At 68.3% G+C, this 26,798-nt stretch carries 4 protein-coding genes; all 4 read right to left on the minus strand.

The window, feature by feature from the left end; all coding sequences use genetic code 11:
- Positions 1-6: 6 nt before the first annotated feature.
- The 4 genes from CHB99_RS28215 to CHB99_RS28230 all read right to left on the minus strand — a co-directional run bounded on the left by CHB99_RS28215 (position 7) and on the right by CHB99_RS28230 (position 26,479).
- Entirely contained in the window at positions 7-7,920 is a 7,914-nt protein-coding gene (locus tag CHB99_RS28215; protein ID WP_042129887.1) for a non-ribosomal peptide synthetase, read from the minus strand.
- 1 nt (position 7,921) lies between these two features.
- On the minus strand, positions 7,922-21,943 hold the full coding sequence (locus CHB99_RS28220; RefSeq protein WP_089266718.1) for a non-ribosomal peptide synthetase: 14,022 nt from the start codon (positions 21,941-21,943) through the stop codon (positions 7,922-7,924).
- Complete coding sequence (locus tag CHB99_RS28225) at positions 21,940-25,314, minus strand: non-ribosomal peptide synthetase (RefSeq protein WP_042130050.1); 3,375 nt, start codon at positions 25,312-25,314, stop codon at positions 21,940-21,942. The genes CHB99_RS28220 and CHB99_RS28225 overlap by 4 nt, the downstream gene beginning before the upstream one ends.
- A 184-nt stretch (positions 25,315-25,498) precedes the next feature.
- Positions 25,499-26,479 carry a TauD/TfdA family dioxygenase gene (locus tag CHB99_RS28230; protein ID WP_042130048.1) on the minus strand — a complete coding sequence of 327 codons (981 nt, stop codon included), beginning with the start codon at positions 26,477-26,479 and terminating at the stop codon, positions 25,499-25,501.
- Positions 26,480-26,798 lie beyond the last annotated feature (319 nt).

The raw sequence follows: 26,798 nt of genomic DNA on the forward strand, positions 1-26,798 counted from the left end.
CTCCTGCTATGCGATCAAGTTATCGATTTCCTCTGCACTTAGACGTTTGAGGGCCTCCAGGGATTTAGCCAATTCGTCCTGAACCTGCTCGCCCTGGCCGTTTTTCTTTTCCACGGCACGGGCGAAGTCGCCCAGTTCCGGGTGTTCGAACAGCTCGTTGAGGGACATCTCGATGCTCAGGCGCTCGCGCACCCGCACCATCACCTGCACCACCAGCAGCGAGTGGCCACCCAGCTCGAAGAAGTTGTCGCCGAGCCCTACCCGCTCGACCTTGAGCACATCGGCCCAGATCGCCGCCAGTTGCTGTTCCGTTGCGCTGACCGGGGGCACATGGTGCTGCTGCAGCTCGCTGGCCTGCGGCGCCGGCAGGGCCTTGCGGTCGAGCTTGCCGTTGGCTGTCAGCGGCATGCCGTCGAGCAGGATCAGGTGCGCCGGGACCATGTAGTCCGGCAGATGCGCCTTGAGGTGCGCCTTGACCTGGCCGCGCAGGGCATTGCGTTCGTCGGCCGTGGCCGGCGCCGCGCCCGCGGGCACCAGGTAGGCGGCCAGTTGCTTGCCGCCAGGGCCGTCGATGTCCACCACCACCGCTTCGCGCACGTCCGGGTGCTCCAGCAGGCGCACCTCGATCTCGCCCAGCTCGATGCGGTAGCCGCGGATCTTCACCTGGTAGTCGGTTCGCCCGACGTACTCCAGCACGCCGTCGGCGGCGCGCTGGCGCACCAGGTCGCCAGTGCGGTACAGGCGCTCGCCCGGCACGCTGGCGTAGGGGTTGGGTACGAACGCCAGGGCGGTGCGCTTCGGATCGGCGAGGTAACCGCGCCCGACCCCCACGCCGGCGATATGCAGCTCGCCGGTGGCGCGCAGCGGCATCGGTTCGAGCAGGTCGTTGAGCACATGCAGGCGGTTGTGCGCGGTGGCCGTGCCGATCGGCAGGCAGATGCCCTGGCCGTCGCTGGCCACCACCGGGTGCAGGGCGACGTCGTCGGAGCACTCGGCCGGGCCGTAGGCGTTGATCAGCGGGATCCGCGGGTACTGGCGCAGCCAGCGCTCGGCCAGGGCCGGCGGCATGGCCTCGCCGGTGGTCATCAGGTAGCGCAGGCTCGGCAGCTCGGCCTGCGGCAGGTCGAGAATGCCCTGGACCAGCGCCGGGACGATCTCCAGCACCGTAATGCCGGTGTCCTGCACATGGCGGATCAGCGCCCGTGGATCCTGCACCACAGTGCTCGGCACGATCTCCACCACGGCGCCGCACAGCGCCGCGGTGAGCAGCTGCCAGACCGAGATATCGAAGCTCTGCGAAGCGGTCTGGGCGATCACGTCATGCTCGTCCAGCTTCAGGTACGGCAGCTTGCTCAGCTGGTTGTTGAGCATGCCGGCCTGCTGCACCATCACCCCTTTCGGCGTGCCGGTGGAGCCGGAGGTGAAGATCACGTAGGCCAGGTGCTGGCTGGCGTCCGCCGGCCGTTCGGCGAGGTCCGCCAGGGGCGCCGCCTGCTGCTGGATCTGCTCCCACACCAGCAGCTGCGGCCGCAGCGCCTCGGGGATGCGTTCCAGCACCTGCCGGGCCTGGCCCAGGCTCGACTCGCTCGCGACCAGCAGCCGCGAGGCGCTGGACTGGAGGATGCCGGCCAGGCGCTCCAGCGGCAGGTTCGGGTCGAGACCGAGGTAGCCGGCGCCGGCCTTGAAGCTGCCGACCACCATGCCCAGCAGCGGCAGGCCGCGCTCGCCGAGCACCGCCACCAGGTCGTCGGCCTGCACGCCATGGCCCTGCAGGGCCTGCGCCAGGCGATGGGCCTGCTGGTCCAGCTCCGTGTAGTTCCACTGCTGCTGCAGATGACGGGCCGCGGTGCGCTCGGCGAAGCGCGCCGCGCTGCGTTCGAACAGGCGCGCATAACCCTGGCTGAATTCAGCCGGCACCGGCTCCTGCGCCAGCGTGGCGACTTCGCCGCCGAGGCAGCTCAACTGGTGGAAGTCCTGGTCCATGCCGGAGGCGAAGCTCAGCAGGATGGCGCGGAAATCCTCCAGCAGGGTGTCGACCGTGGCCTTGGCGAAGAAGCGCTTGTCGTAGGACAGGTGCAGGCCCAGCACCGAGCCCGGGTAGATCACCACGGTGAGCGGGTAGTTGGTGTGGGTGCGCGACGAGTCACCCTGGATCTTCATGTCGTCGGCCTGCTCGTAGACGCTGTCCTCCACCGGCGCGTTCTCGAACACGAAGAGGCTGTCGAACAGCGCCTGGCCCTTGCCGATCTCGCTGTACTGCTGGATGTTCACCAGCGGCACGTGCTCGTGCTCGCGCAACGCCACGTTGTTGACCAGCAGGTCCTGCAGCCAGGCCTTGAGGGTCAGGCGCGACTCGGCGCCGGGAACGCGCACCCGCAGCGGAATGCTGTTGATGAACAGGCCCACGGTGGTCTGCATTTCCGGGATGTCCGCCGGACGCCCGGCCACGGTCACGCCGAACAGCACGTCGCGCTCGCCGCTGTAGCGGTGCAGGAGGATCGCCCAGGCCGCCTGGACCAGGGTGTTGAGGGTCAGTTGCGCACCCTGGGCGGCCTGCGCCAGGCGCTGGCTCTGCTCAAGCGTCAGGCGCACCAGGCAGTCGCCCACTGCTGATTCGCTGTCGCGCTGGCCGGTGTGGTCGAACGGCAACGCGGTCGGCCGCTCGAAGCCCGCCAGTTGCGCCTGCCAGAAGTCTTTCGAAACCTGCTGGTCGCGGCTCTGCAGCCAGGCGATGAAGTCGCGGTAGCTGGTCGCGGCGGCCAGGGTCGATGGCCGGCCTTCCAGTTGCGCGCTGTACAGCTCGAAGAACTCCGCCACCAGGCCCATGCGGCACCAGGCATCGAGGAGGATATGGTGGTTGCTGAGGACGAAGCCGTAGCGTTGCTCGCCCAGCTTGATCAGGCGCAGACGGAAGGCCACCTCGTTGGCCAGGTCGAAGCCCTGCCGCAGCTCGGCCGACAGCTCGGCTTCCAGCAGCGCTTCGTACTGGTCCGGCGCCACGTGCTGCCAGTCAAGAAGGCGGATGTCCGGACGCGGCTCGCGACGGATGATCTGCACCATCTGCTCGGCGACGTCCCAGCAGAACGAGGTGCGCAGCACTTCGTGGCGCTCGACCACGGTGCGCCAGGCCTGTTCGAAGGCGTTCAGGTCGATGGCGTGCTCGATCAGGTAGCAGTACTGCATCAGGTAGATGCCCGAGCCCGGCTCGCGCAGGGTGTGCAGCAACAGGCCTTCCTGCATCGGCGACAGCGGGTAGACATCCTGGATGTCCGCCGCCGGCAGCGGCAGGCGCTGCAGTTGCTCCTGGGTCAGGCGCGCCAGGGGGAAGTCCGACGGGGTCACGCCGCGCGCGCCGCTGTCGGCGCAATGGCGGACCAGTTCGGCCAGGGCGCGGGTGAAATCATCGGCCAGGCGCTGCACGGTGTCGCGACGGAACACCTCGCCGCTGAAGCTCCAGTTCAGCGCCAGCTCGCCGCCGTACACCTGACCGTCGATGCTCAGCAGCGCGGCCAGCGGCGCCGCGGCGCTCTGCCCGGCCCCGCTGCTCTCGCCGGACGGCACGAACAGCGCATCCTGCTCGGCGAAGCTGCCATCGAACTGGCCGAGGTAGTTGAAGACGATATTGCCCTGGGCCAACTGCCCCAGGGACTGGCGCGCGGCGTCCGAACCGAGGTGGCGCAGCACGCCGTAGCCGATGCCCTTGTCGGGAATCGCGCGCAGTTGCTCCTTGATGCCCATGATCGATTCGGCGAGGTCGGCGCGCGGGGTCAGGCGCACCGGGAACAGGCTGCTGAACCAGCCGACCGTGCGGCTCAGGTCGAGGTCGTCGAACAGGTCCTCGCGGCCATGGCCTTCCAGGCGGATCAGCACATCGGGCTGCCCGGTCCAGCGGCTGACGACGCCGGCCAGGGCGGTCAGCAGCAGGTCGTTGATCTGCGTGCGGTAGGCCGCCGGGGCTTCCTGCAGCAGCTTGCGGGTCAGTTCGGCATCGAGGCGGCTGCTCACCGACACGGCGTGGCGGTTCTGCTGCGCGCCGGCCGGGTTGTCGCACGGCAGGCGGTCATCGACGCCCTGCAACTGCGCCTGCCACCAGCCCAGTTCCTGTTCCAGCGCGGCGCTGCCGGCATAGCCGTGCAGGCGCTCGGCCCAGGCCTTGAGCGAACTGCTGCGCGGCGGCAGGTTGAGCGCCTGGCCGGCGTGCAGGGCACGGCAGGCCTGCTGCAGGTCTTCCAGCAGCACGCGCCAGGACACGCCGTCCACCACCAGGTGATGGATCACCAGCAGCAGGCGCTGTTCGCCCTGCGGCAGGTCCACCAGCACCGCGCGCAGCAGCGGGCCGGTGGCCAGGTCAAGGCTGCGCTGGGCTTCGTCGGCCAGCGCCGCGAGCTGCGTGCTGTCGGCGAGTTCGCGGGTCCACAGCACCTCGCGGTTGTAGCTGCTGGCGTAGGCGGCCTGCCAGCCCGATTGCTGGCGGACGAAGGTCAGGCGCAGGGCGTCGTGCTGTTCGATCAGCGCGTGCAAGGCCGCCGTCAGGTGCCCGGCATCGAGGCGGATGGCCGGCTTGAGCAGCACCGACTGGTTCCAGTGGTGACGCTCGGGAATCTCGGTATCGAAGAAGCGCGCCTGGATCGGCAGCAACGGCAGGTTGCCGCTGACCTGCTCGGCCACCGGGGCGGCGGCTTTCTTCTCGATCAGTTTGGCCACCGTGGCCAGCTGGCCGATGGTCTGCTTCTCGAACAGCTGCTTGGGATTGAGCTTGATCCCCTGGCGCTTGGCCCGGGCGATGATCTGCAGGCTGAGGATCGAGTCGCCGCCCAGCTCGAAGAAGTTGTCGGTGCTGCCGACCTTCTCCAGCTTGAGCACATCGGCCCAGACCGCGGCGAGCTTCTCCTCGATCTCCCCCACCGGCGCCACGTAGCGCTGTTTGACCGCGCCCGGTTTGGGCAGGGCGCGCTTGTCGAGCTTGCCGTTGGCGGTCAGCGGCAGGCGGTCGAGCAGGAGAATCTGCGCCGGCACCAGGTATTCCGGCAGGCTCGCCGCCAGTTGCTGGCGCAGGGCTTCGACCTGCAGGGTGGTGCCGCCGGCGGCGACGCAGTAGCCCACCAGTTGCAGGCGGCTTTCATCGCTGTCCAGCGGCAGCGCCAGGACCACGGCCTCGGCCACGCCCGGCAAGGCCCGCAGGATCTGCCCGACCTCCCCTGGCTCGACCCGGTAGCCGCGGATCTTCACCTGGTCGTCGGCACGCCCGAGGTATTCCAGGCGGCCGTCCACATGGCGCGCACGGTCACCGGCGCGGTAGCGGCGCTGGCCGCCGGCGGCCGGCACGAAACGCTCGGCGGTCAGTGCCGGCTGGCCCAGATAGCCCTGGGCCAGGCCCTGCCCGCCCAGGTACAGCTCGCCGGCCACGCGCTCGGCCAGCGGATTGAGCCAGGCGTCCAGCACCTCGGCCTCGGCGTTGGCCAGCGGGGTGCCCACCGGCACCGTGCGGCAGCCCGGCAGGACGTCCTGCACTTCATGGGTGAGGATGCCCACGGTGGTTTCGGTCGGGCCGTAGTGGTTGAGGATGCGGCAACCCGGCTTGAGCGCGCGGATCTGCTCGACCAGGCTCCAGCTGCTGGCCTCGCCACCGAGGATCAGCAGCTCGCCGGGCAGCACGTCGGCGGCCCGCGCGGCCTGCAACAGGCCCTGCAGGTGGCTCGGGACGATCTTCAGCACCTCGACCCGGTGTTCGGCCATGTAGGCGGCGAAACGGTCCGGATCGAAGGCGTGCTCGTGGGACAGCAGGTGCAACTGGCGCCCCTCGGCCAGGGCGCCGAACAGCAGGGTGTGGCCGAGGTCGGCGGCGATGGTCGAGACCATGGCCATGCTCGCCCCGTCGCTCAGTTGCAGACGCTGCGACACGCCCTGCACGTAGCTGGCCAGGGCGCCGTGGCTGATCACCACGCCCTTGGGCTGACCGGTGGAACCGGAGGTATAGATGATGTACGCCGGCTGCTGCGCCAGCAGGTCGAGGGCCGGGGCGTCGGTGCTTGCTTCGTTCCACAGGGCCGCGTCCCAGGCCAGCGCCGGGCACACGCCCAGGCCCGTGGCCTTGTCGTCGCCGGCGGCATGGATCAGCAGGGCCGCGGCGCTGTCGCGCAGCAGTTGCTGCAGGCGCTCGGCGGGTTGCTTCGTATCCAGCGGCAGGTACACCGCGCCGAGCTTGAGCACCGCCAGCAGGCCGGTTACCCACTCGATGCCGCGCTCCTGGCACAGCGCCACGGTCATGCCGGCACCGATGCCCTGGGCCTTGAGGTAGTGGGCCAACTGGTTGGACTGACGCTCCAGGCCGTCGTAGTCGAGCACCTCGTCGCCGGCGCGCAGGGCCGGCTTGCCGCGACCGGCGGCGAGGCCCTGGCGCCACAGGGCGAGGAAATCATTGGCGGGGAAGCTTGCGGCGGGCGTCTCGACCCTGGCCACGACCCCTTGCGGATGATCCAGCAGGCGCGCGTCGGTGTGCGCCGCCAGCGCCTCCAGCACTTCGCGCAGCGACGCGGCGATACGCTCGATGGTGCTCGCCTCGAACAGGTCGGTGGCGTAGGTGAAGTAGCCGCGCACGCCATTGGGCGTGTCGCTGAAGTCGAAGGCCAGGTCGAAACGCGCGTCGGCGCCGCCCAGCGGGTAGTCGGCCAGGGTCAGGCCGGCGAGGTCCTGGCTGGCGTCTTCGCTGTCGTCGTTGACGTGCTGGTTGATCTTGAACTGGAACAGCGGGTTGTGCCCCAGGCTGCGCTCCGGCGCCAGGGCTTCCACCAGGTGCTCGAACGGCAGCTCCTGGTGCGACTGGGCCCCGGCCACCACCTGTTTGACCTGCTGCAGCAGCTCGGCGAAGGTCTGCCGCTCGTCCACCTGGATGCGCAGCACCTGGGTGTTGATGAAGAAGCCGATCAACCCTTCCAGCTCGGCGCGGGTGCGTCCGGCATTCGGCGCGCCGATGCGGATATCGGCCTGGCCGCTGTAGCGCGACAGCACCACCGCCAGCGCCGCCAGGGTCAGCATGAACAGGGTCTGGCCGTTGTTGCGCGCCAGGCGCTTGAGCGTGCCGGACAATTCCGCCGGCAGTTCGGCGCGCACCACGGCGCCGCGCTGGCTCGCCTGCGGCGGCCGCTCATGGTCCAGCGGCAGGGCCAGCAGCGGCTGTTCCTCGCCCAACTGCTCCTTCCAGTAGGCCAGTTGACGCTCGGCCTCGCCGGCTTCCAGCCAACTGCGCTGCCAGATCGCATAGTCGGCGTACTGGATCGGCAGTGCCGGCAGTTGCGCCGCCTGGCCGGCCACCGCCGCCTGGTAGAACTGGACGAACTCGCCGACCAGCACCTGGCCGGACCAGCCATCGGAAACGATATGGTGCATGCACAGGGTCAGCACATGTTCCTGCTCGCCGAGGCGGAACAGGCGTACCCGCAGCAGGGCGCCGTCCAGCAGATCGAAGGGCGCGCGCAATTCCGCTTCCACCTGCTCGCGCAGCCGCGCTTCGGCATCGCTGCCCGGGGCGATCTCGCTGACCTGCAGGGCCACCGGCGCCTGTTCGAGGATTTCCTGGTGGAATTCACCCTCCTCGGAGACGAAGCGCGTGCGCAGCGCCTCGTGCCGTTGCACCAGGCGCTCCAGGGCCGTGGCCAGCGCGGCCTGGTCGAGGTGGCCGCTCAGCCGCACCGCCATCGGCACGTTGTAGGCGCTGTCCAGCGGCTCCAGTTGCCAGAGGAAGAGCATGCGCTGCTGCGCGTAGGACAACGGGATGCGCTTGACCTCGTGACGGGTCACGGCGATGGGCAGCAGCCGGAAGCTCTGCCCAGTCTCGGCCATCTTGGCGAGGATCTGCCGGCGTTGCTCCACGGGCAGGCCGACGAAGCGCTTGGCGATGCGTTCTGCTGTTGTCTTGTCCATCTCAGACCTCCGCCATGTCGTTCATCATTTGCTCGATATCGAACAGGCCGTCCTCGGTCAGTGACAGACTGGTGCTTTCGAATGCCTGGATAAATTCGTTCAATTGCGGTTTCTCGAAAATGAGGCGCAGCGGTACGTCGATACCGAGGCCGGATTGGATTCTGGAAACGAGCTGGGCCGCGAGCAGGGAATGCCCGCCCAGTTCGAAGAAGTCGTCGTTGAGCCCGACCCGCTCGACCTTGAGCACCTCGGCCCAGATCGCCGCCAGTTGCTCCTCGCGCTCGCCGACCGGGGCGATGTAGAGCGCCTGGGACTGGCTCGGGTCCGGCTGTGGCAGGGCCTTGCGGTCGAGCTTGCCGTTGGGGGTCAGGGGCATGGCGTCGAGCACGATGAAGTGGCTCGGCACCATGTAGTCCGGCAGCTGGGCCTTGAGCGCGGCCTTGAGGGTGTCGCGCAAGGTCGCAGCGTCGCGCTGCGGATCGGCGGGCACCAGCCAGGCGGCCAGTTGCTTGCCGTGGGCGCCGTCGATATCCAGCACCACCGCTTCACGCACTGCCGGGTGTTCCTGCAGGCGGGTCTCGATCTCGCCCAGTTCGATGCGGTAGCCGCGGATCTTCACCTGGTGGTCGGCGCGGCCGACGTACTCCAGCACGCCATCGGCGCGGCGGCGGGCCAGGTCGCCGGTGCGGTACAGGCGCTCGCCCGGGGCACCGAACGGATTCGGCACGAACACCGGTACGGTGCGGCGGGTATCGCCGACATAGCCGCGACCGACGCCAGTGCCAGCCACGCACAGTTCGCCCACGGCACCCAGCGGCACCAGTTCAAGGGCATCGTCCAGCAGGTAGATCAGGTTGTTGTCGGTCGGCGTGCCGATCGGCAGGTAAGTGCTTTCGGTCGCTTGCAGATCGACACGGAAGAACGCCACGTCGTCCGAGCACTCGGCCGGGCCGTAGGCGTTCACCAGGCCGATCTGTGGATAACGCAGCAGCCATTGTTTCGCCAATTCAGGCGGCATGGCTTCGCCGGTCGGCAGCATCCAGCGCAGGCCGTCGAGGTTCACCCGCTCCTCGGCCAGCAGGCCCTGGATCAGCGACGGCACGCTTTCCAGCACGGTGATGCCTTGTTGGGTGACATGCGCCAGCAGCGCCTGCGGATCGCGGGCAATGTCGTTCGGCACGATATCCACACGGGCACCGAACAGCGGCGCGGCGAGGAACTGCCAGACGGAAATGTCGAAGCTCTGCGAGGCTGTCTGGGCGATCACGTCCTGCTCGCTCAGATCGAGGTACGGCACCTTGCTCAGCTGGTTGTTGAGCATGCCGCGCTGCTCGACCATCACGCCTTTCGGCAGACCGGTGGAGCCGGAGGTGAAGATCACGTAGGCGAGATTGTCCGGACCGCTGTAGCGACCTGGGTTGGCCACGGAATGCGACGCTTGCTGGACCTGTTCCCAGACCAGCAGTTGCACATCTTCAAGCCCGGCCAGCAGTTCGCGGGCCTGCGCTTCGCACGCGGCGCCGCACACCAGCACCGGCGCCCCGCTCTGCCCGATCACGCCGCTCAGGCGCTGGTTCGGCAGCGCCGGATCCAGCGGCAGGTAACCCGCGCCCGCCTTGAAGCTGCCGACGATCATGCCCAGCAAGTCCGGACCGCGCTCCGCCAGCAGTGCAATCGGTTGATCGAAGCCGACACCCGCCGCGATCAGGGCATGGCCCAGGCGGTTGGCGGCGCCGTTCAGTTCCGCGTAGCTGTGTTCGCGCGCCAGGCAGGTGACCGCGATACGCTGCGGATGCGCCGCCACTTGCTCCTCGAACAACGCCACATAACCACGCTCCAGCGGATACGCGCGGGCACTCTGGTTGCAGCCCTCGATAAGGAACGCGCGCTCGTCGTCGCCCAGCAACGGCAATTCGGCGATCGCGCCACCGACATCGACGCAGACGCCACGCAGCAGATTGAGCCAGTGCGCGGCCAGACGCTCCACGCTGCCCTGGTCGAACAGCGCGGTGGCGTAGACCAGGCCGGCGCTGATGCCGCCGGCATGCTCGGCGGTGTTCAGGGTCAGGTCGAACTGCGCGCGATGGCTGTCCAGATCCAGGCCCTCCAGGTTCAGACCCGGCAAGGCATGACTGACCGCCTGGACATCCACCTGATGGTTGTACATCACCTGGAACAGCGGGCTGTGGCTGAGGCTGCGCTGCGGTTGCAGGGCTTCCACCAGTTGCTCGAACGGCAGTTCCTGATGGGCCTGGGCCTGCAATGCGGCCTGCTTCACCTGTTGCAGCAGGGCGGCGAAGGTCAGGCCCGGGGCGAAGCCGGCCTTGAGCACCTGGGTGTTGACGAAGAAACCGATCAGACTCTCGGTCTCGGCCCGGGTGCGGTTGGCCACGGGCACGCCGACACGGATGTCGTCCTGTCCGGAATGGCGGTGCAGCAGGGTCTGGAACGAAGCCAGGAGGAGCATGAACAGGGTCACGCCCTGCTCCCGCGCCACGTCCTTGAGACGGCTGACCAGCGCCGAGTCCAGCTCGATGCCCAGGCGCGCGCCGGCTTCCTGCTGGATCGCCGGACGCGCACGGTCCATCGGCAGTTCCAGCACCGGCTGCTCGCCGCCCAGTTGCGCGGTCCAGTAGGCCAGCTGGCGTTCCTGCTCGCCGGCGGCCATCCACTGGCGCTGCCAGTGGGCGTAGTCGGCGTACTGGATCGGCAGTTCGCCGAGCTGGACGTCCTGCCCCTGGCTGAGGCCGCCGTACAGGCGCACCAACTCGTCCACCAGCACCGGCAGCGACCAGCCATCGGCTACCACATGGTGCAGGGTCAGGACCAGCACATGTTCCCGCGGCGCCAGACGCAACAGACGCACGCGCAGCAGCGGGCCCTGCTGCAGGTCGAACGGCCGTTCGATTTCCTCCAGCACACGCTGCTGCGCCTGGGTCGCATCGACCTCCTCCACCGCCAGCACGAATGGCGTGGCCGGCTGGATGATCTGCACGGCCTGCTCACCGTCCTGGCGGAAGGTGGTGCGCAGGGTTTCGTGGCGGGCGATCAGCGTCGTGAAGCTGGCCTCCAGGGCATCGATATCCAGCTCGCCCTTCAGGCGCAGGGCCAGGGGGATGTTGTAGGCCGTGCTCTCGGCATCCAGTTGCCAGAGGAACCACTGGCGCTGCTGGGCATAGGACAGCGCCAGCGGCTGCTCGCGTCCGACCCGGACCAGCGCCGGCGTGCCACTGGCCGCGCCCTGCGCCACGGTGCCGGCGAAGGCAGCGAGGTCGGCGGCTTCGAACAGGGTCCGCAGGGACAGCTCCACACCGAGTTGCTTGCGAATCCGCGACACCACCTGGGTCGCCAGCAGCGAGTGGCCGCCCAGTTCGAAGAAGTTGTCGGCCAGACCGACCTGCTCGACTTTCAGGATCTCGGCCCAGATCGCCGCCAGTTGCTGCTCCAGTTCACTCACCGGGGCGACATAGGCATTCTGCAGCTGGCTGGCATCCGGCTTGGGCAGGGCCTTGCGGTCCAGCTTGCCGTTGGCCGTCAGCGGCATGGCCTCCAGTGCGATCAGGTGGGTCGGCACCATGTAGTCCGGCAGGTTGGCCTTCAGGTGCGCCTTGAGGCTGTCGCGCAGGCCCGTCCGGGCCGGGTCGCGTGGCACGAACCAGGCCGCCAGTTGCTGGCCGGCCGCGCCGTCGATGGCCAGCACCACCCCTTCGCGCACGCCTTCATGTTCCTGCAGGCGCGCTTCGATCTCGCCCAGTTCGATACGGAAACCGCGGATCTTCACCTGATGGTCGATACGCCCGGCGTATTCGATCACGCCCTCGGCGCGATAACGCGCGAGGTCGCCGGTGCGATACAGGCGGCTGCCATCGGTGGCGAACGGGTTGGGCACGAAGCGCTCGGCGGTCAGCGCCGCGCGGTGGTGGTAGCCACGGGCGAGACCGGCGTGGCCGACATGCAGCTCGCCATTGCAGCCCAGGGCCACCGGGTTGAAATCGGCGTCCAGCACGTACCAGGACAGGTCCGGGATCGCCTCGCCGATCGGGCTGACTTCGGCCTGGGCCAGGTCCAGTTTGCTGATCGGACGGTAGGTCACATGCACCGTGGTTTCGGTGATGCCGTACATGTTGATCAGTTGCGGTTGTGCGTCGCCAAAGCGTTCGAACCACGGCTTGAGGCTGCCGACGTCCAGCGCTTCGCCGCCGAACACCACATAGCGCAGGGCCAGGTCGGCGGACGATTCGCAGGCGACCCGCGCCAGTTGCTTGAACGCCGACGGGGTCTGGTTGAGCACGGTGACGTTTTCGTCCACCAGCAGTTGGTGGAAATCTTCCGGCGAACGGGTCACGTCACGCGGCACGACCACCAGACGACCGCCATAGAGCAGCGCGCCGAAGATCTCCCAGACCGAGAAGTCGAAGGCATAGGAGTGGAACAGCGTCCACACATCGTTCTCGTCGAAGCCGAACCACTGGTTCGTCGCCGTGAACAGGCGCAGCAGGTTGCGGTGCGGCAGCAGCGCGCCCTTCGGCTTGCCGGTGGAGCCCGAGGTGTAGATGACGTAGGCCAGGTTGTCCGGCGAAGTCAGGTTGAGCGGGTTCGCTGCGCTGTAGCCTTGCAGCGCCGCTTCCACCAGGTCGGCCCCGGTGAGCAGCAGCTTGATGCCGCTGTCCGCCTGCATGTAGTCGAGACGGTCCTGTGGATAATCCGGGTCCAGCGGCACATAGGCACCGCCGGCCTTGAGGATGCCCAGCACGCCGACCAGCATTTCCAGACTGCGCTCGGTGGAAAGCCCGACCAGCACATCCGGCCCCACCCCCTGCTCGCGCAGCTTGTGCGCCAGCTGGTTGGCCCGGCTGTTGAGCTGTGCATAAGTCAGCTGCTCGGCGCCGAAACTCAGCGCCACGGCTTCCGGCAGCCGCGCCGCCTGGACTTCGAACAGCTGATGGGCGCACAGCTCGCCGGGGAATACGCGGAGCTGGCGATTCCAGTCGTCCAGGCTGCGGCGGGTTTCCTCGGCGCTCTGCAGCGGCAGGTCGGCGATACGCTGGCTCGCGTCCGCGGCCATCGCCCGCAGCAGGTTGCGCCAGTGCCCGGCCATGCGCTCGACGGTCTGCGCATCGAACAGGTCAGTGGCGTAGATCAGCGCGGCACCCAGGCCTTGTTCACCTTCATAGGTGTCGAGGGTCAGGTCGAACTGCACCGTGTCCTTGCTCGCGGCGAACGCCTGCAGACGCAACCCCGGCAACTGGCGCAGCTCGCCCGCGGCCTGGGTCTGGTGGTTGTAGGCCACCTGGAACAACGGGCTGCGGCTGAGATCACGCTGCGGCTGCAAGGCTTCCACCAGTTGCTCGAACGGCAGGTCCTGATGGGCCTGGGCGCCGGCCACGGTGGCCTTGAGCTGTTGCAGCAGCGCGGCAACGGTGATGTCGGCGGTGAACTCGGCCTTGAGCACCTGGGTGTTGACGAAGAAGCCGATCAGCCCTTCGGTCTCGGCGCGGTTGCGGTTGGCCACCGGCACGCCGACACGGATGTCCGCCTGGCCGGAATAGCGTTGCAGCAGGGTCTGCCAGGCCGCCAGCAGGAGCATGAACAGGGTCACGCCCTGGGCCCGCGCCGCCGCCTTGAGGCCTTGCAACTGCACGGCATCGAGTTCGAATTCGACCCGCGCGCCGCGCTCGCCGCGCTGTGCCGGACGCGGCCGGTCGGTGGGCAGTTGCAGCACCGGCTGTTCGCCGCCCAGTTGCACGGTCCAGTAGTCCAGCTGGCGGGCCTGCTCGCCGGCGGCCATCCAGTCGCGCTGCCACTGCGCATAGTCGGCGTACTGCACGGCCAGGGCCGGCAGCTCCAGGGCCTGGCCCTGGCTGAAGGCGGCGTACAGGCGCGCCAGTTCGTCGACCATGATCGGCATCGACCAGCCATCGGAGACGATATGGTGCTGGGTCAGCACCAGCACATGCTCACCCGCGCCGAGTTGCAGCAGGCGCACGCGCAGCAGCGGTCCCTGCTCCAGGTCGAACGGACGACGCACCTCGGCATCGACGACGGCCTGCACCTGGTCCGCCTCGATCGCCTCGACCAGCAGCGCGAAGTCGCCGGCGGGATGAACGATCTGCACGGCCTGCTCGCCGTCCTGGCGGAAGGTGGTGCGCAGGGTTTCATGCCGCGCGACCAGCGCGGCGAAGCTGCGACGCAGCGCCTCGACATCCAGCGCGCCGGACAGACGCAAGGCGGCCGGAATGTTGTACGCGGCGCTGTGCGGGTCCAGTTGCCAGAGAATCCACTGGCGCTGCTGGGCATGGGACAGAGCCAGCGGCTGCTCGCGGTCGACCGGCAGGATGGCCGGCGCTTCGACCGCCGCCCCCTGCCCCGCCGCCTGGGCGAAGGCCGCCAGGTCGGCTGCCTCGAACAGCGCGCGCAGGGACACTTCCAGGTCCAGTTGCTGGCGCACCCGCGAGATCACCTGGGTGGCCAGCAGCGAGTGGCCGCCCAGCTCGAAGAAGTTGTCGCAAAGACCGACCTTCTCCACCTCCAGGACCTCGGCCCAGATCGTCGCCAGGCGCTGCTCCAGCTCGCTCACCGGAGCCACGTAGGCGCCTTGCGCGGCGGCGGCGTCCGGTTTCGGCAGGGCCTTGCGGTCCAGCTTGCCGTTGGCCGTCAGCGGCATGGTGTCGAGCAGGATCAGGTGCGCGGGCACCATGTAGTCCGGCAGGTTGGCCTTCAGATGGGCCTTGAGGCTGTCGCGCAGATCAGCATTCGCCTCGCCCGGCACCAGGTAGGCCGCCAGTTGCTGGCCGGCGGGGCCGTCCACGGCGAGCACGACGACTTCACGCACGCCTTCATGTTCCCGCAGGCGCGCCTCGATCTCGCCCAGCTCGATGCGGAAACCGCGGATCTTCACCTGGTGGTCGATACGTCCGGCGTACTCGATCACCCCTTCACTGCGATAACGGGCCAGGTCGCCGGTGCGGTACAGACGGCTGCCGTCGGCGGCGAACGGGTTGGGCACGAAGCGCTCGGCGGTCAGCGCCGCGCGGTTGTGGTAACCGCGGGCCAGACCGGCGTGGCCGACATGCAGCTCGCCGCAGACCCCGGCGACCACCGGGTTGAAATCGCTGTCCAGCACCCGCAGCGACAGGTCCGGGATGGCCGCGCCGATCGGGCTGACCTCGGCCTGGGCCAGGTCCGCCTGGCTGATCGGGCGGTAGGTCACGTGCACCGTGGTTTCGGTGATGCCGTACATGTTGATCAGTTGTGGCTGCGCATCGCCGAAGCGCTCGAACCAGGGTTGCAGGCTGCCCACGTCCAGCGCTTCGCCACCGAACACCACATAGCGCAGGGCCAGGTCGGCGGAGGATTCACAGGCCACCCGCGCCAGTTGCTTGAAGGCCGACGGCGTCTGGTTGAGCACGGTGACCTTTTCGTCCACCAGCAGCCTGTGGAAATCATCCGGCGAGCGGGTGACTTCACGCGGCACGATCACCAGGCGACCGCCGTACATCAGCGCACCGAAGATCTCCCACACCGAGAAGTCGAAGGCATAGGAGTGGAACAGGCTCCACACGTCGTGCTCGTCGAAGCCGAACCAATCGTCGGTGGCGGTGAACAGACGCAGGACATTGTGGTGCGGCAGCAGCGCACCCTTCGGCTTGCCGGTGGAGCCCGAGGTGTAGATGACGTAGGCCAGGTTGTCCGGCGTGGTCAGGTTGAGCGGGTTCGCTTCGCTGTAGCCTTGCAGGGCCGACGCCACCAGGTCGGCCCCGGTCAGCAGCAACCTGATGCCGCTGTCCGCCCGCAGGTAGTCGAGACGGTCCTGTGGATACTCCGGGTCCAGCGGCACATAGGCACCGCCGGCCTTGAGGATGCCGAGCACGCCGACCAGCATCTCCAGGCTGCGCTCGGTGGAAAGACCGACCAGCACATCCGGCCCCACGCCCTGCTCGCGCAGTTTGTGCGCCAGCTGGTTGGCCCGGGCATTGAGCTGTGCATAGGTCATCTGCTCGGCGCCGAAGCTCAACGCCACGGCGTGCGGAACACGGGCCGCCTGGGCCTCGATCCGTTGATGGATGCACTGTTCGCTTGAGTGATCGGCCAGCACCTGGGGCGCATCCGCCGGCAACGCCAGGGACCCCAGCGGCGCCTCGGCATCGACGATCAGCGCCGCCAGCAGATGATTGAAATGCGCCGCCAGTCGCTCTACCGCCTGCGCGCCGAACTGCCGGCGGTCATGGCTGATGCGCAGCGACAGGCGCTCGCCGGTATTGACCACCAGGGTCAGCGGGTAATGGGTCTGTTCGCGGGTGCGCACCTCGCCGAACACCAGGCCGTCCGGCGCCGCCTGTTGCAGGGCCTCGGACACCGGGTAGTTCTCGAACACGAGGATGTTGTCGAACAGCGCTTCGCCGCTCCAGCCGGCCCAGCGCTGCACCTCGTACAGCGGGGTGTGCTCGAACTCGCGCAGGGCGATGTTCTGCGCCTGCAACTGCTGCACGAACGCGGCCACGCTCTGCTCCGAACGCGGGCTGGCGACCACCGGCAGGGTGTTGATGAACAGGCCCAGCTGTTCCTCGATCCCGGCCAGATCGGCCGGACGGCCGGCCACGGTGGCACCGAAGGTCACGCTGCTCTGCCCGGTGCAGCGCTGCAGCAGCAACAGCCAGGCGGCCTGGACCAGGGTATTGAGGGTGACCCGCTGCTCGCGGGCGAAATCGCCGAGGCGGCGGGACAGGTCGGTGTCCAGGTCCGCGACGAAGTCGGCGTAGCCCTCGCCGTCCGCCGCGCCCTTGAAGGCCAGGGCCAGGCGGGTCGGTTCGTCGAAGGCCTGCAGTTGTTCGCCCCAGAAGCGCCGGGCGACCTCGCCATCCTGGGCCTGCAGCCAGCGGATGTAGTCGCCGTAGGGCATGCCCTGGCGCGCCGGGGCCTGGCCCGCGTAGCGCTGCAGCACTTCGCCGAGCATGCGCGAGCTGCTCCAGCCGTCCATGAGGATATGGTGGCTGGTGTAGATCAGTTCATGGCGCTGCTCGCCGCTGCGCACCAGCAGCACGCGCAGCAGCGGGCCCTGGGCCAGGTCGAAGCCGGACTCGCGCTCGGCGCGGGCACGCTGGTCGAGCCAGGTGTCGAGGTCGGCGTGATCGCGGGCATCGATTTCCTCGAACGGCAGCTCGACCCGTCGCAGCACCACCTGCACCGGGTGCTCGGCGGCGCTGACGAAGCCGCTGCGCAGGATCGGGTGCTGGTCCAGCAGGGCCTGCCAGGCGTCGCGCAGGCGCGCGGCGTCGAGGCCCTCGACGCTGACCCGCAGCTGGTTGATGTAGTTGCCGGCCTCCTTCGCATAGAGGCTGTGGAACAGCATGCCCTGCTGCATCGGCGACAGCGGGTAGATGTCCTCGATGGTCGCGGCGGCCTGCGGCAGGCGGTCGAGTTGGGCCTGATCCAGGCCGGCCAGTGGGAAGTCCGAGGGGGTGACGCCCTGGTTGTCGACGACGCAGTGCGCGATCAGACCGCGCAGCGCGCGCTCGTAGTCGCGGGCCAGGGCCTCGATGGTCTCGGCGCGGAACATCTCGCGGCTGAAGGCCCATTCCAGGCGCAGCTGGCCGTCGAACACCTGGCCGTTGACGCTCAGCCAGTTGCCCAGCGGGCCGTCCAGGCACAGCGGCTGGCCGCTGCCTTCGCTGGCGAGGCTGAAGGCGGCATCCGCCTGGTCGAAACTGCCGTCGAACTGGCCGAGGTAGTTGAAGGTCACCCGTGGCTGCGGCAGCGCCGCCAGTGCATGGGCGAAATCGCCGTCGCCGAGGTAGCGCAGCACGCCGAAGCCGATGCCCTTGGCCGGTACCGCGCGCAGCTGTTCCTTGATCGTGCGGATCGACGCCGCCGGGCTCGCGCCCGGGGTCAGGCGCACCGGGAACAGGCTGCTGAACCAGCCGACGGTGCGGCTCAGGTCGATGTCCTCGAACAGGTCTTCGCGGCCATGGCCTTCCAGTTGCACCAGCACCGACGGCTGGCCGCTCCACTGGCAGAGCACCTCGGCCAGGGCGGTCAGCAGCAGGTCGTTGACCTGGGTGCGGTAGGCCGCCGGGGCGACCTTGAGCAGTTGCGCGGTCAGCGTCTGGTCGAGGCGCGAGCTGGCATGGGCGGCATCGCGGATGCGCAGGCTGCCCTGCGGGTTGTCCTGCGGCAGATCGGGCGCGGCGCCGTCGAGGACGTCGCGCCAGTAGTCGCGCTCGGCCTCCAGAGCCGGGCTGTTGGCGTAGCCGTGGAGCTTTTCCGCCCAGGCCTTGTACGAGCTGGTCTTGGCCGGCAGGGCCGCGGGGCGGCCAGCGACGATGGCGCCGTAGGCCTGCTGCAGGTCTTCCAGCAGCACGCGCCAGGACACGCCGTCCACCACCAGGTGATGGACCACCAGCAGCAGGCGCTGCGAGCCGTCGGCCAGCTCCGCCAATACGGCGCGCAGCAGCGGGCCATTCTTCAGGTCGAGGCTGAGCTGGGCTTCGTCGGCCAGGGCGTCGAGGTCGTCGGTGTTGCGGGTCCACAGCACTGCGGCGCTGTCCAGCGGGGCGAACACCGCCTGCCAGCCGGCGTACTGGCGAACGAAGTTGAGGCGCAGGGCATCGTGCTGTTCCAGCAGCGCCCGCAGCGCCGCCTGGAGATGGGCGGCGTCGACCTTGTGCGCCGGCTTGAGCAGCAGCGACTGGTTCCAGTGCTGGCGCTGCGGGATGTCCATTTCGAAGAAGCGCGCCTGGATCGGCAGCAGCGGCAGGTTGCCGCTGACCAGCTCGACCACCGGGGCGGCGGCTTTCTTCTCGATCAGTTTCGCCACCGTGGCCAGTTGGCCGATGGTCTGCTTCTCGAACAGCTGCTTGGGATTGAGCTTGATCCCCTGGCGCTTGGCCCGGGCGATGATCTGCAGGCTGAGGATCGAGTCGCCGCCCAGTTCGAAGAAGTTGTCGGTGCTGCCGACCTGCTCCAGCTTGAGCACGTCGCGCCAGATCGCCGCGAGCTTTTCCTCGATCTCGCCTTCCGGTGCCACGTAGCGCTGCTGCACCGCGCCCGGCTTGGGCAGGGCGCGCTTGTCGAGCTTGCCGTTGGCGGTCAGCGGCAACTGGTCGAGCAGGACGATCTGCGCCGGCACCATGTAGTCCGGCAGCAGTTGCGCCAATTGCTGACGCAGGGCCTCGGCGCTCGCGCCCTCGGCGACGCACCAGCCCAGCAGTTGCAGGCGCGTGGCATCGTCGTCCTGGGGCAACGCCAGGACCGCGGCCTGACGCACCGCCGCCAGGCCCTGCAGGACCCGCGCGACTTCCGCCGGTTCGACCCGGTAGCCGCGGATCTTCACCTGGTCGTCGGCGCGGCCGATGAATTCCAGCTGGCCGTCGCGGTTGCGCCGCACCCGGTCGCCACTGCGGTACAGGCGCGCGCCCGCCGCACCATGGGGATCCGGCACGAAGCGCTCGGCGGTCAGTGCCGCCTGGCCGAGGTAACCCAGGGCCAGGCTGTCGCCGCCGATATACAGCTCGCCCGGCACCTGCGCCGCCACGCCGTTGAAGACATCGTCGAGCACCCGCAGCACGGCGCCCGGCAAGGCGCTGCCCAGCGGCACAACGTCAGGCAGCGGCGCATCGCCCGGCACTTCGTGGGTCAGCACGCCGACCGTGGTTTCGCTGGGGCCGTAGTGGTTGATGAAGCGGCACTGCGGGCGCAGTTCGCGAACCCGCTGCAGCAGCCCGGCCGGACAGGCTTCGCCACCGACGATCAGGGCATGCCGCGGCAGCACGTCGGCCGCGCGCGAGGCCTGGAGCAGCGCGGCGAGGTGGCCGGGAACGATCTTCAGCACGCCGACCTGATGGGTCGCCATGTAGTCGGCGAAGCCATCCGGATCGAAGCCCAGCGCCTCGGGCAGCACATGCAGGGTGCGACCGTCGCACAAGGCGCCGAACAGCACGGTGTGGCCGAGGTCGGCGGCGATGGTCGAGGCCAGCGCCATGCTCGCCTGCGGTGCCAGTTGCAGACGCCCGAGCAGGCCGCGCACGTAGCTGGCCAGGGCGCCATGGCTGACCAGCACGCCCTTGGGCTGGCCGGTGGAGCCGGAGGTGTGGATCACGTAGGCCGGGGCTTCGCCGGCCAGGCTCACGGCTGGCGCGCTGGTCGGCTGGTCCTGCCACTGCGCCGGGTCGAAGGCCAGGTTGGCGCAACCGGTGACCTGCAACGTGGTCAGCCGCGCATCGTCGGCGGCACACAGCAGCGCGGCGGCGTTGGCCCGCTCCAGCATCTGCTGCAGGCGCTCCCGCGGTGCCTTGACGTCCAGCGGCATGTACACCGCACCGGCCTTGAAGATCGCCAGCAAGGCGGTCAGCCACGGCAGCGAGCGCTCCATCAGCACCGCCACCGGCTGACCCTGGGCGATACCCTGTTGCAGCAGGTGGTGGGCCAGGCGGTTGGCCGCTTCGTCCAGCTCACGGAAGCTCAGGCTCTCGTTCAGGCAGCGCGCGGCGATGGCCTCCGGCTGGCGCGCGACATTGGCCTGCCACTGCGCCAGCACCGTCGGCGCGGCGGCCTGGGCCTCTTCAGCGGCCGGCTGGGCGATGGCGCCGAGGCTGTACAGCGGCGCCCGCGGTGCCGCCAGCAGCGCTTCGAACAGGCCCAGCAGCGCCGGAATGAACGCCTCGACGGTGTCGCGGCGGTACAGGTCGCTGGCGTAGGTCATGTCGCCGTGGATCAGCTGGCCGTCATCGGTGATGTCCAGGGCCAGGTCGAAGTGCGCGCCCTCGCGGTGCAGCGGATACTCGCTGACCTCCAGGCCCGGCAGTTTCAGCGAGAGTGCCTGCTTGAGCACCACGTTCTGGTTGAACTTGGCCTGGAACAGCGGGTTGTGGCCAAGGCTGCGCTCCGGCGCCAACTGGTCCACCAGCTGTTCGAACGGCACGTCCTGATGGGCCTGGGCATCCAGCGAGGTGTCGCGGATCGCGGCCAGCAGGTCGAGGTAGCTCAGGCGTTCGTCGACCTGGCAGCGCAGCACCTGGGTGTTGATGAAGAAGCCGATCAGCCCCTCGGTCTCGGCGCGCCCGCGGTTGGCGTTGGGTACGCCGATGCGGATATCGCGCTGGCCGGACTGGCGCGAAAGGAACAGCGAGAAGCCGGCCAGGACCAGCATGAACAGGCTCATGCCCTGGCCGCGGGCGAAGGCGTTGAGACGCCCGGAGAGGTCCGCGCCGAAATCGAAGCGCAGGCGTTCGCCACGGAAGCTCTGGGTCAGCGGCCGCGGGAAGTCCTGGGCGGCTTCCAGCAGCGGCTGCTCGTCACCCAGTTGCTGGCGCCAGTAGTCGAGCTGGCGCTCGCCCTCCCCGGCGTCCAGCCACTGGCGCTGCCAGATGGCGTAGTCGGCGTACTGCAGCGGCAGTGCCGGCAGGCTGGGCGCGCTGCCCTGGCTGAAGGCCTGATAGCTCTGGGCGAACTCGCGGACCATGATGTCCATCGACCAGCCGTCAGAGACGATATGGTGCATGCACACCACCAGCACATGCTCCTCGGCGCCCAGGCGGAACAGCGCGGCGCGCAGCAGCGGGCCATTGATCAGGTCGAACGGCCGGGCGTTGAACGCGGCGACCTGGCGCGCCAGTTCGGCGTCACTGTCCGCGCCGAGGTCGACCCGCTCCAGGGCCAGCGACAGCTGCGGCAGGATCACCTGGCGCGGCTGCTCGCCGTCGGTGGCGAACACCGTGCGCAGCACTTCATGGCGCTGCAGCAGGTGATCGAAGGAACGTTGCAGGGCACTGTCGTCCAGCTGCCCGTGCAGGCGCAGGCCGGTGCTCATCTTGTAGGCGTCGCTGGTCGGGTCCAGTTGCCAGAGGAACAGCAGGCGCTGCTGGGCGAAGGACAGCGGGATCGTCTCGACGTCGTGGCGGCTCTCCGGCATCGGCAGCAGGCTGAAGTCCTTGCCGTCCTCGCGCAGCTTGGCGAGGAACTGGCGGCGCTGTTCGAGGGACAGACCGACAAACCGTTTCGCGATACGTGCAGCTGTGGTCCCGCTCATGCTCCAAGTTCCTCCAGTGAATCCATGAACTGGTCCATATCGTCCCAGTCATCGTCAGTCGTGGTATCCGTCAACGCCGCCACTTCGGCGGCCAGCTCGCTCAGCAGCGGCTTTTCGAACAGCGTGCGCAGGGGCAGGCTGATGCTCAGGTGTTTCTTGATCCGCGCGATCATCTGCGCGGCCAGCAGGGAGTGCCCGCCCAGCTCGAAGAAGCTGTCGTTCAGACCGACCCGCTCGATCTTCAGTACCTCGGCCCAGATGGCGGCCAGTTGCTGTTCCAGCTCGCTGACCGGGGCCACGTAGGCGGTTTGCGATTGCGTGGCATCCGGTTGCGGCAGGGCCTTGCGGTCGAGCTTGCCGTTGGGGGTCAGCGGCATGGCGTCGAGCACCACGAAGTGGGTCGGCACCATGTAGTCCGGCAGGTTGGCCTTCAGCGAGGCCTTGAGCTGATCGACGTCGAGCTCGCCACGGGCGACCAGATAGGCCGCCAGTTGCTTGCCCTGCGGGCCATCGATATCCAGCACGACCGTCTCGCGCACCGCCGGATGCTCCAGCAGGCGGGTTTCGATCTCGCCCAGTTCGATGCGGTAGCCGCGGATCTTCACCTGGTGGTCGGCGCGGCCGACGTACTCCAGCACGCCATCGGCACGACGGCGGGCCAGGTCGCCGGTGCGGTACAGACGCTCGCCCGGGGCACCGAACGGATTCGGCACGAACACCGGTACGGTGCGGCGGGTGTCGCCGACATAGCCGCGACCGACGCCAGTGCCAGCCACGCACAGTTCGCCCACGGCGCCCAATGGCACCAGCTCCAGCGCATCGTCCAGCAGGTAGATCAGGTTGTTGTCGGTCGGCGTGCCGATCGGCAGGTAGGTGCTCTCGGTCGCTTGCAGATCGACACGGAAGAACGCCACGTCGTCCGAGCACTCGGCCGGACCGTAGGCATTGACCAGGCCGATCTGTGGATAACGCAGCAGCCATTGCTTCGCCAACTCAGGCGGCATGGCTTCGCCGGTCGGCAGCATCCAGCGCAGGCCGTCGAGGTTCACCCGCTCCTCGGCCAGCAGGCCCTGGATCAGCGACGGCACGCTTTCCAGCACGGTGATCCCTTGTTGGGTGACATGGGTCAGCAGCGCCTGCGGATCGCGGGCAATGTCGTTCGGCACGATATCCACGCGGGCACCGAACAGCGGCGCGGCGAGGAACTGCCAGACCGAAATGTCGAAGCTCTGCGACGCGGTCTGGGCGATCACGTCCTGCTCACTCAGCGCCAGGTACGGCACCTTGCTCAGTTGGTTGTTGAGCATGCCGCGCTGCTCGACCATCACGCCTTTCGGCAGGCCGGTGGAGCCCGAGGTGAAGATCACGTAGGCCAGGTTGTCCGGGCCGCTGTAGCGGCCTGGGTTGGCTACCGGATGATCGCCCTGCTGGACCTGTTCCCAGACCAGCAGTTGCACGCTTTCAAGCCCGATCAGCAGTTCGCGGGCCTGCGCTTCGCACGCGGCGCTGCATACCAGCACCGGCGCCCCGCTCTGCCCGATCACGCCGCTCAGGCGTTGATTCGGCAGCGCCGGATCCAGCGGCAGGTAACCGGCGCCAGCCTTGAAGCTGCCGACGATCATGCCCAGCAGGTCCGGGCCGCGTTCGGCCAGCAGTGCGATCGGTTGATCGAAGCCGACACCCGCCGCGATCAGGGCATGGCCCAGGCGGTTGGCGGCGCTGTTCAGTTCCTCGTAGCTGTGTTCGCGCTCCAGACAGGTGACCGCGATACGTTGCGGATGCGCCGTCACCTGCTCTTCGAACAGCGCCACATAGCCACGCTCCAGCGGATACTCGCGGGCGCTCTGGTTACAGCCGTCGGTGAGAAACGCACGCTCGTCGTCGCCCAGCAACGGCAGCTCGCCAACCCGCGCCTCGGCATCCGCGCACAGGGCGCGCAGCAGATTGCGCCAGTAGCCGGCCAGGCGCTCGATGCTCGGGCGCTCGAACAGATCGATGGCATAGGTGAAGGACGCGCTCAGTTGCTCGCCCTCGCCGCTGGTTTCCAGCATCAGGTCGCAGGCGATGGCCTGGTCGCGCTGGTCCTCGGCCAGTTGCTCGGCGCTCAGGCCTTCCACCCGCAGCCCACAGGCCAGTTGGGTGCCGCCCAGCCCGGCGACCTGCGGGCGGTGGTTGAACATGGCCTGGAACAGCGGATTGCGGCTTTGTCCGCGGGCCACCTGGAGACCATCGGCCAGGGCATCGAACGGCAGCTCCTGGTGCGCCTGGGCGCCCAGCGCGGCCTGCCTGACCTGTTGCAGCAGTTCGCTGAAACGGCTGTCGCCCCGCACCTGGCTGCGCAGCACCTGGGTGTTGACGAAGAAGCCGATCAGGCCTTCGGTTTCGCTGCGGGTGCGGTTGGCGATCAGGCCACCGACACGGATATCGGTCTGCCCGCTGCAGCGTTGCAGGAGCACCTTGAACGAAGCCAGCAGGACCACGAACAGAGTGACGCCCTGGCGCTGGGCCAGGCCTTGCAGGTGCTTCAGCAGTTCGCGGTCGAGGGCGATGTCCAGGCGCCGGCCTTTCTGGCTTGGCACCGGCGGGTGCGGACGGTCGGCCGGCAGTTCCAGCACCGGGTGCTCGTCGCCCAGGTGCTCGCGCCACCAGTCCAGTTGCCGCGCCTGCTCGCCGGCTTCCAGCCAGGCGCGTTGCCACAGCGCGTAGTCGCGGTACTGCACCGGCAGCGGCGCGACCTGCGGGGTGCGGCCCTGGGCCAGGCTGTCGTAGTAGCCCAGGCATTCATCGAGCAGCACGCCCATGGACCAGCCGTCGGTGACGATGTGGTGCAGGGTCAGCAGAAGAATGTGCTGTTCGGCCGCCATGCGCAGCAGTTGCACGCGCAGCAGCGGGCCATTTTCCAGATCGAAGGGGCGCGTGGCCTCCTCGGCCATGGCGTCGCGGGCACTGGCCCAGCGCGCGCCTTCCGGGATCGCCGAGAGGTCGTGCAACGCCAGCGCGACCGGCGCCGGTGGCGCGACGCGCTGGCCGGCCTGCTCGTCGTCCTGGAAGAAGGTGGTGCGCAGGCTTTCGTGGCGTTCCACCAGCAGGGCGAAGGCCTGCTCCAGGGCGGGGATGTCCAGCGCGCCGTTCAGGCACACCGAGACCGGCAGGTTGTAGCCGGCGCCCTGGGGATCGAGCTGCCAGAGGAACCACATGCGCTGCTGGGCGTAGGAGAGCCCGTCACGCCCGGCGACGCCTTCGCAGGAGGGGATCGGAAACTGGGCGAAGTCCACCTTTTCCCGACGCAGCGCGTCGAGGAACAGGCTGCGTTTCTCGGCAGGCAACTCGACGAAACGGCGGGCGAGTGTCCGGGCTTGTTCGGCATTCATGCAGTGGGTCCTTGCTGATCGGCGTGACCGTGGTCTGGTCGTATCAACAAGAACGAATAGGAATGGAAATATTTAGCAAGGAATGGGGGGAGGTCTGACGAGAGACCTGTTGTGCTGCCGAGATCGAGCGCCGCGCGGGCGGCGCTCGATCTCAAGGACACAAGAAATCCATCGACCAGCCCAACTACCGCTCCGAATACCCCTGCGCCATCGCCACCACCACCTTGCGCTTGCCGGTGAACGGCGAGCGCGCATGGGCGGCGAGCATGTTGTCGAGCATCATCACGTCGTTCTCCAGCCAGGGGAACTTGATGGTGCATTCGTCCAGCACGCCGCGCACTTCGTCGAGCAGGTCCACTTCGATGGGCGAGCCGTCGCCGTAGTAGACATTGCGCGGCAGTTCCATTTCATCGTCCACCACGTCCAGCAGGCTCTCGCGCACCTCCGTCGGCAGGTTGGAGACATGGAACAGGTGCGCCTGGTTGAACCAGACCATGTCCTGGGTGACCGGGTGGCGCGCCACCGACTGGCAGATCTGCCGGGTACGCAGTTCGCCGTCGTCCTTCCACTCGCACTGGATCGAGTGCGCGCGGCAATAGGCCTCGACCACGCTTTCGTCCTCGGTGTTGAACACCTGGCTCCACTCCACGTCGAGACCGTTGCCGTAGTTGCGCACGTACATCAGTTTCTTCTCGACGAAGCGCTCGCGAATCCGCGCCGGAATCCGCCGGTAGATCTCGCGACTGTCGGCGATCGGCGTCTCGCCGCCGGTTTCGGCGGCGATCATGCTGTAGAACCAGATGCGCATCGGCCAGTCGAGGGTGTAGGCCTGCTCGTTGTGCAGCGGGATGCTCTGGTGCGCCGGGTATTCGGTGGAGGTGTAGACGCCCTTGGTCACGTTGCTGCGCGGGGTCGAGCCGAATTCATAGCTGAGCAGCGGATCGCCGAAGGCCGCGGCGAACTCGCGAAAACGTTCGGCACCGCCGACATCGAAACCGCGAAAGAGAATGCCCCCGGCGCGATACAGGTGCTCGGCCACCAGCGGCTTGAACTCGCCCAGCGCTTCCATCAGGTCCAGGCCCGGCTCCGGCGCCTCGATCAACATGGGCAAGGTGCCCGCCCCGGCCAGCAACGGCCGGATGTCCAAACTCAACGCATGACTCATGAAAATTCTCCCTGGGAAGTTGCGCTCGCCCGAGCCCCAGCGGTCAGGCACGCACCCTGTGCAGAGGGAACGTTTGGCCATGGCGGAAAATTAAGGTTCTTCATGGAATCCGGGGGGGGGGGGGGGGGGGGGGGGGTTGAGTGTCGGTGTCGGTGTCGCGAGCTTATCCATTGCAGGCGGTGACGCCACCGGCCCCTTCCGCCTTCACGGCGGGTCCATTTTGAAAGGCTTGTCGGGGGACCGCATCAAGGCCGCCAGGTGCCTGTCTTGAGTCTTGCAGCGCCCTCCAGATCGAGCGCCGCCCGCGCGGCGCATCGCG

It is taken from the genome of Pseudomonas japonica (assembly GCF_900188455.1).
In the GTDB taxonomy this organism is placed as follows: domain Bacteria; phylum Pseudomonadota; class Gammaproteobacteria; order Pseudomonadales; family Pseudomonadaceae; genus Aquipseudomonas; species Aquipseudomonas japonica.

What these genes read in the sequence shown, in the direction of transcription:
- CHB99_RS28220 (WP_089266718.1), bottom strand. Translation starts at nt 21,943, where the DNA reads ATGAGCGGGACCACAGCTGCACGTATCGCGAAACGGTTTGTCGGTCTG.
- CHB99_RS28215 (WP_042129887.1), bottom strand. Translation starts at nt 7,920, where the DNA reads ATGGACAAGACAACAGCAGAACGCATCGCCAAGCGCTTCGTCGGCCTG.
- CHB99_RS28230 (WP_042130048.1), bottom strand. Translation starts at nt 26,479, where the DNA reads ATGAGTCATGCGTTGAGTTTGGACATCCGGCCGTTGCTGGCCGGGGCG.
- CHB99_RS28225 (WP_042130050.1), bottom strand. Translation starts at nt 25,314, where the DNA reads ATGAATGCCGAACAAGCCCGGACACTCGCCCGCCGTTTCGTCGAGTTG.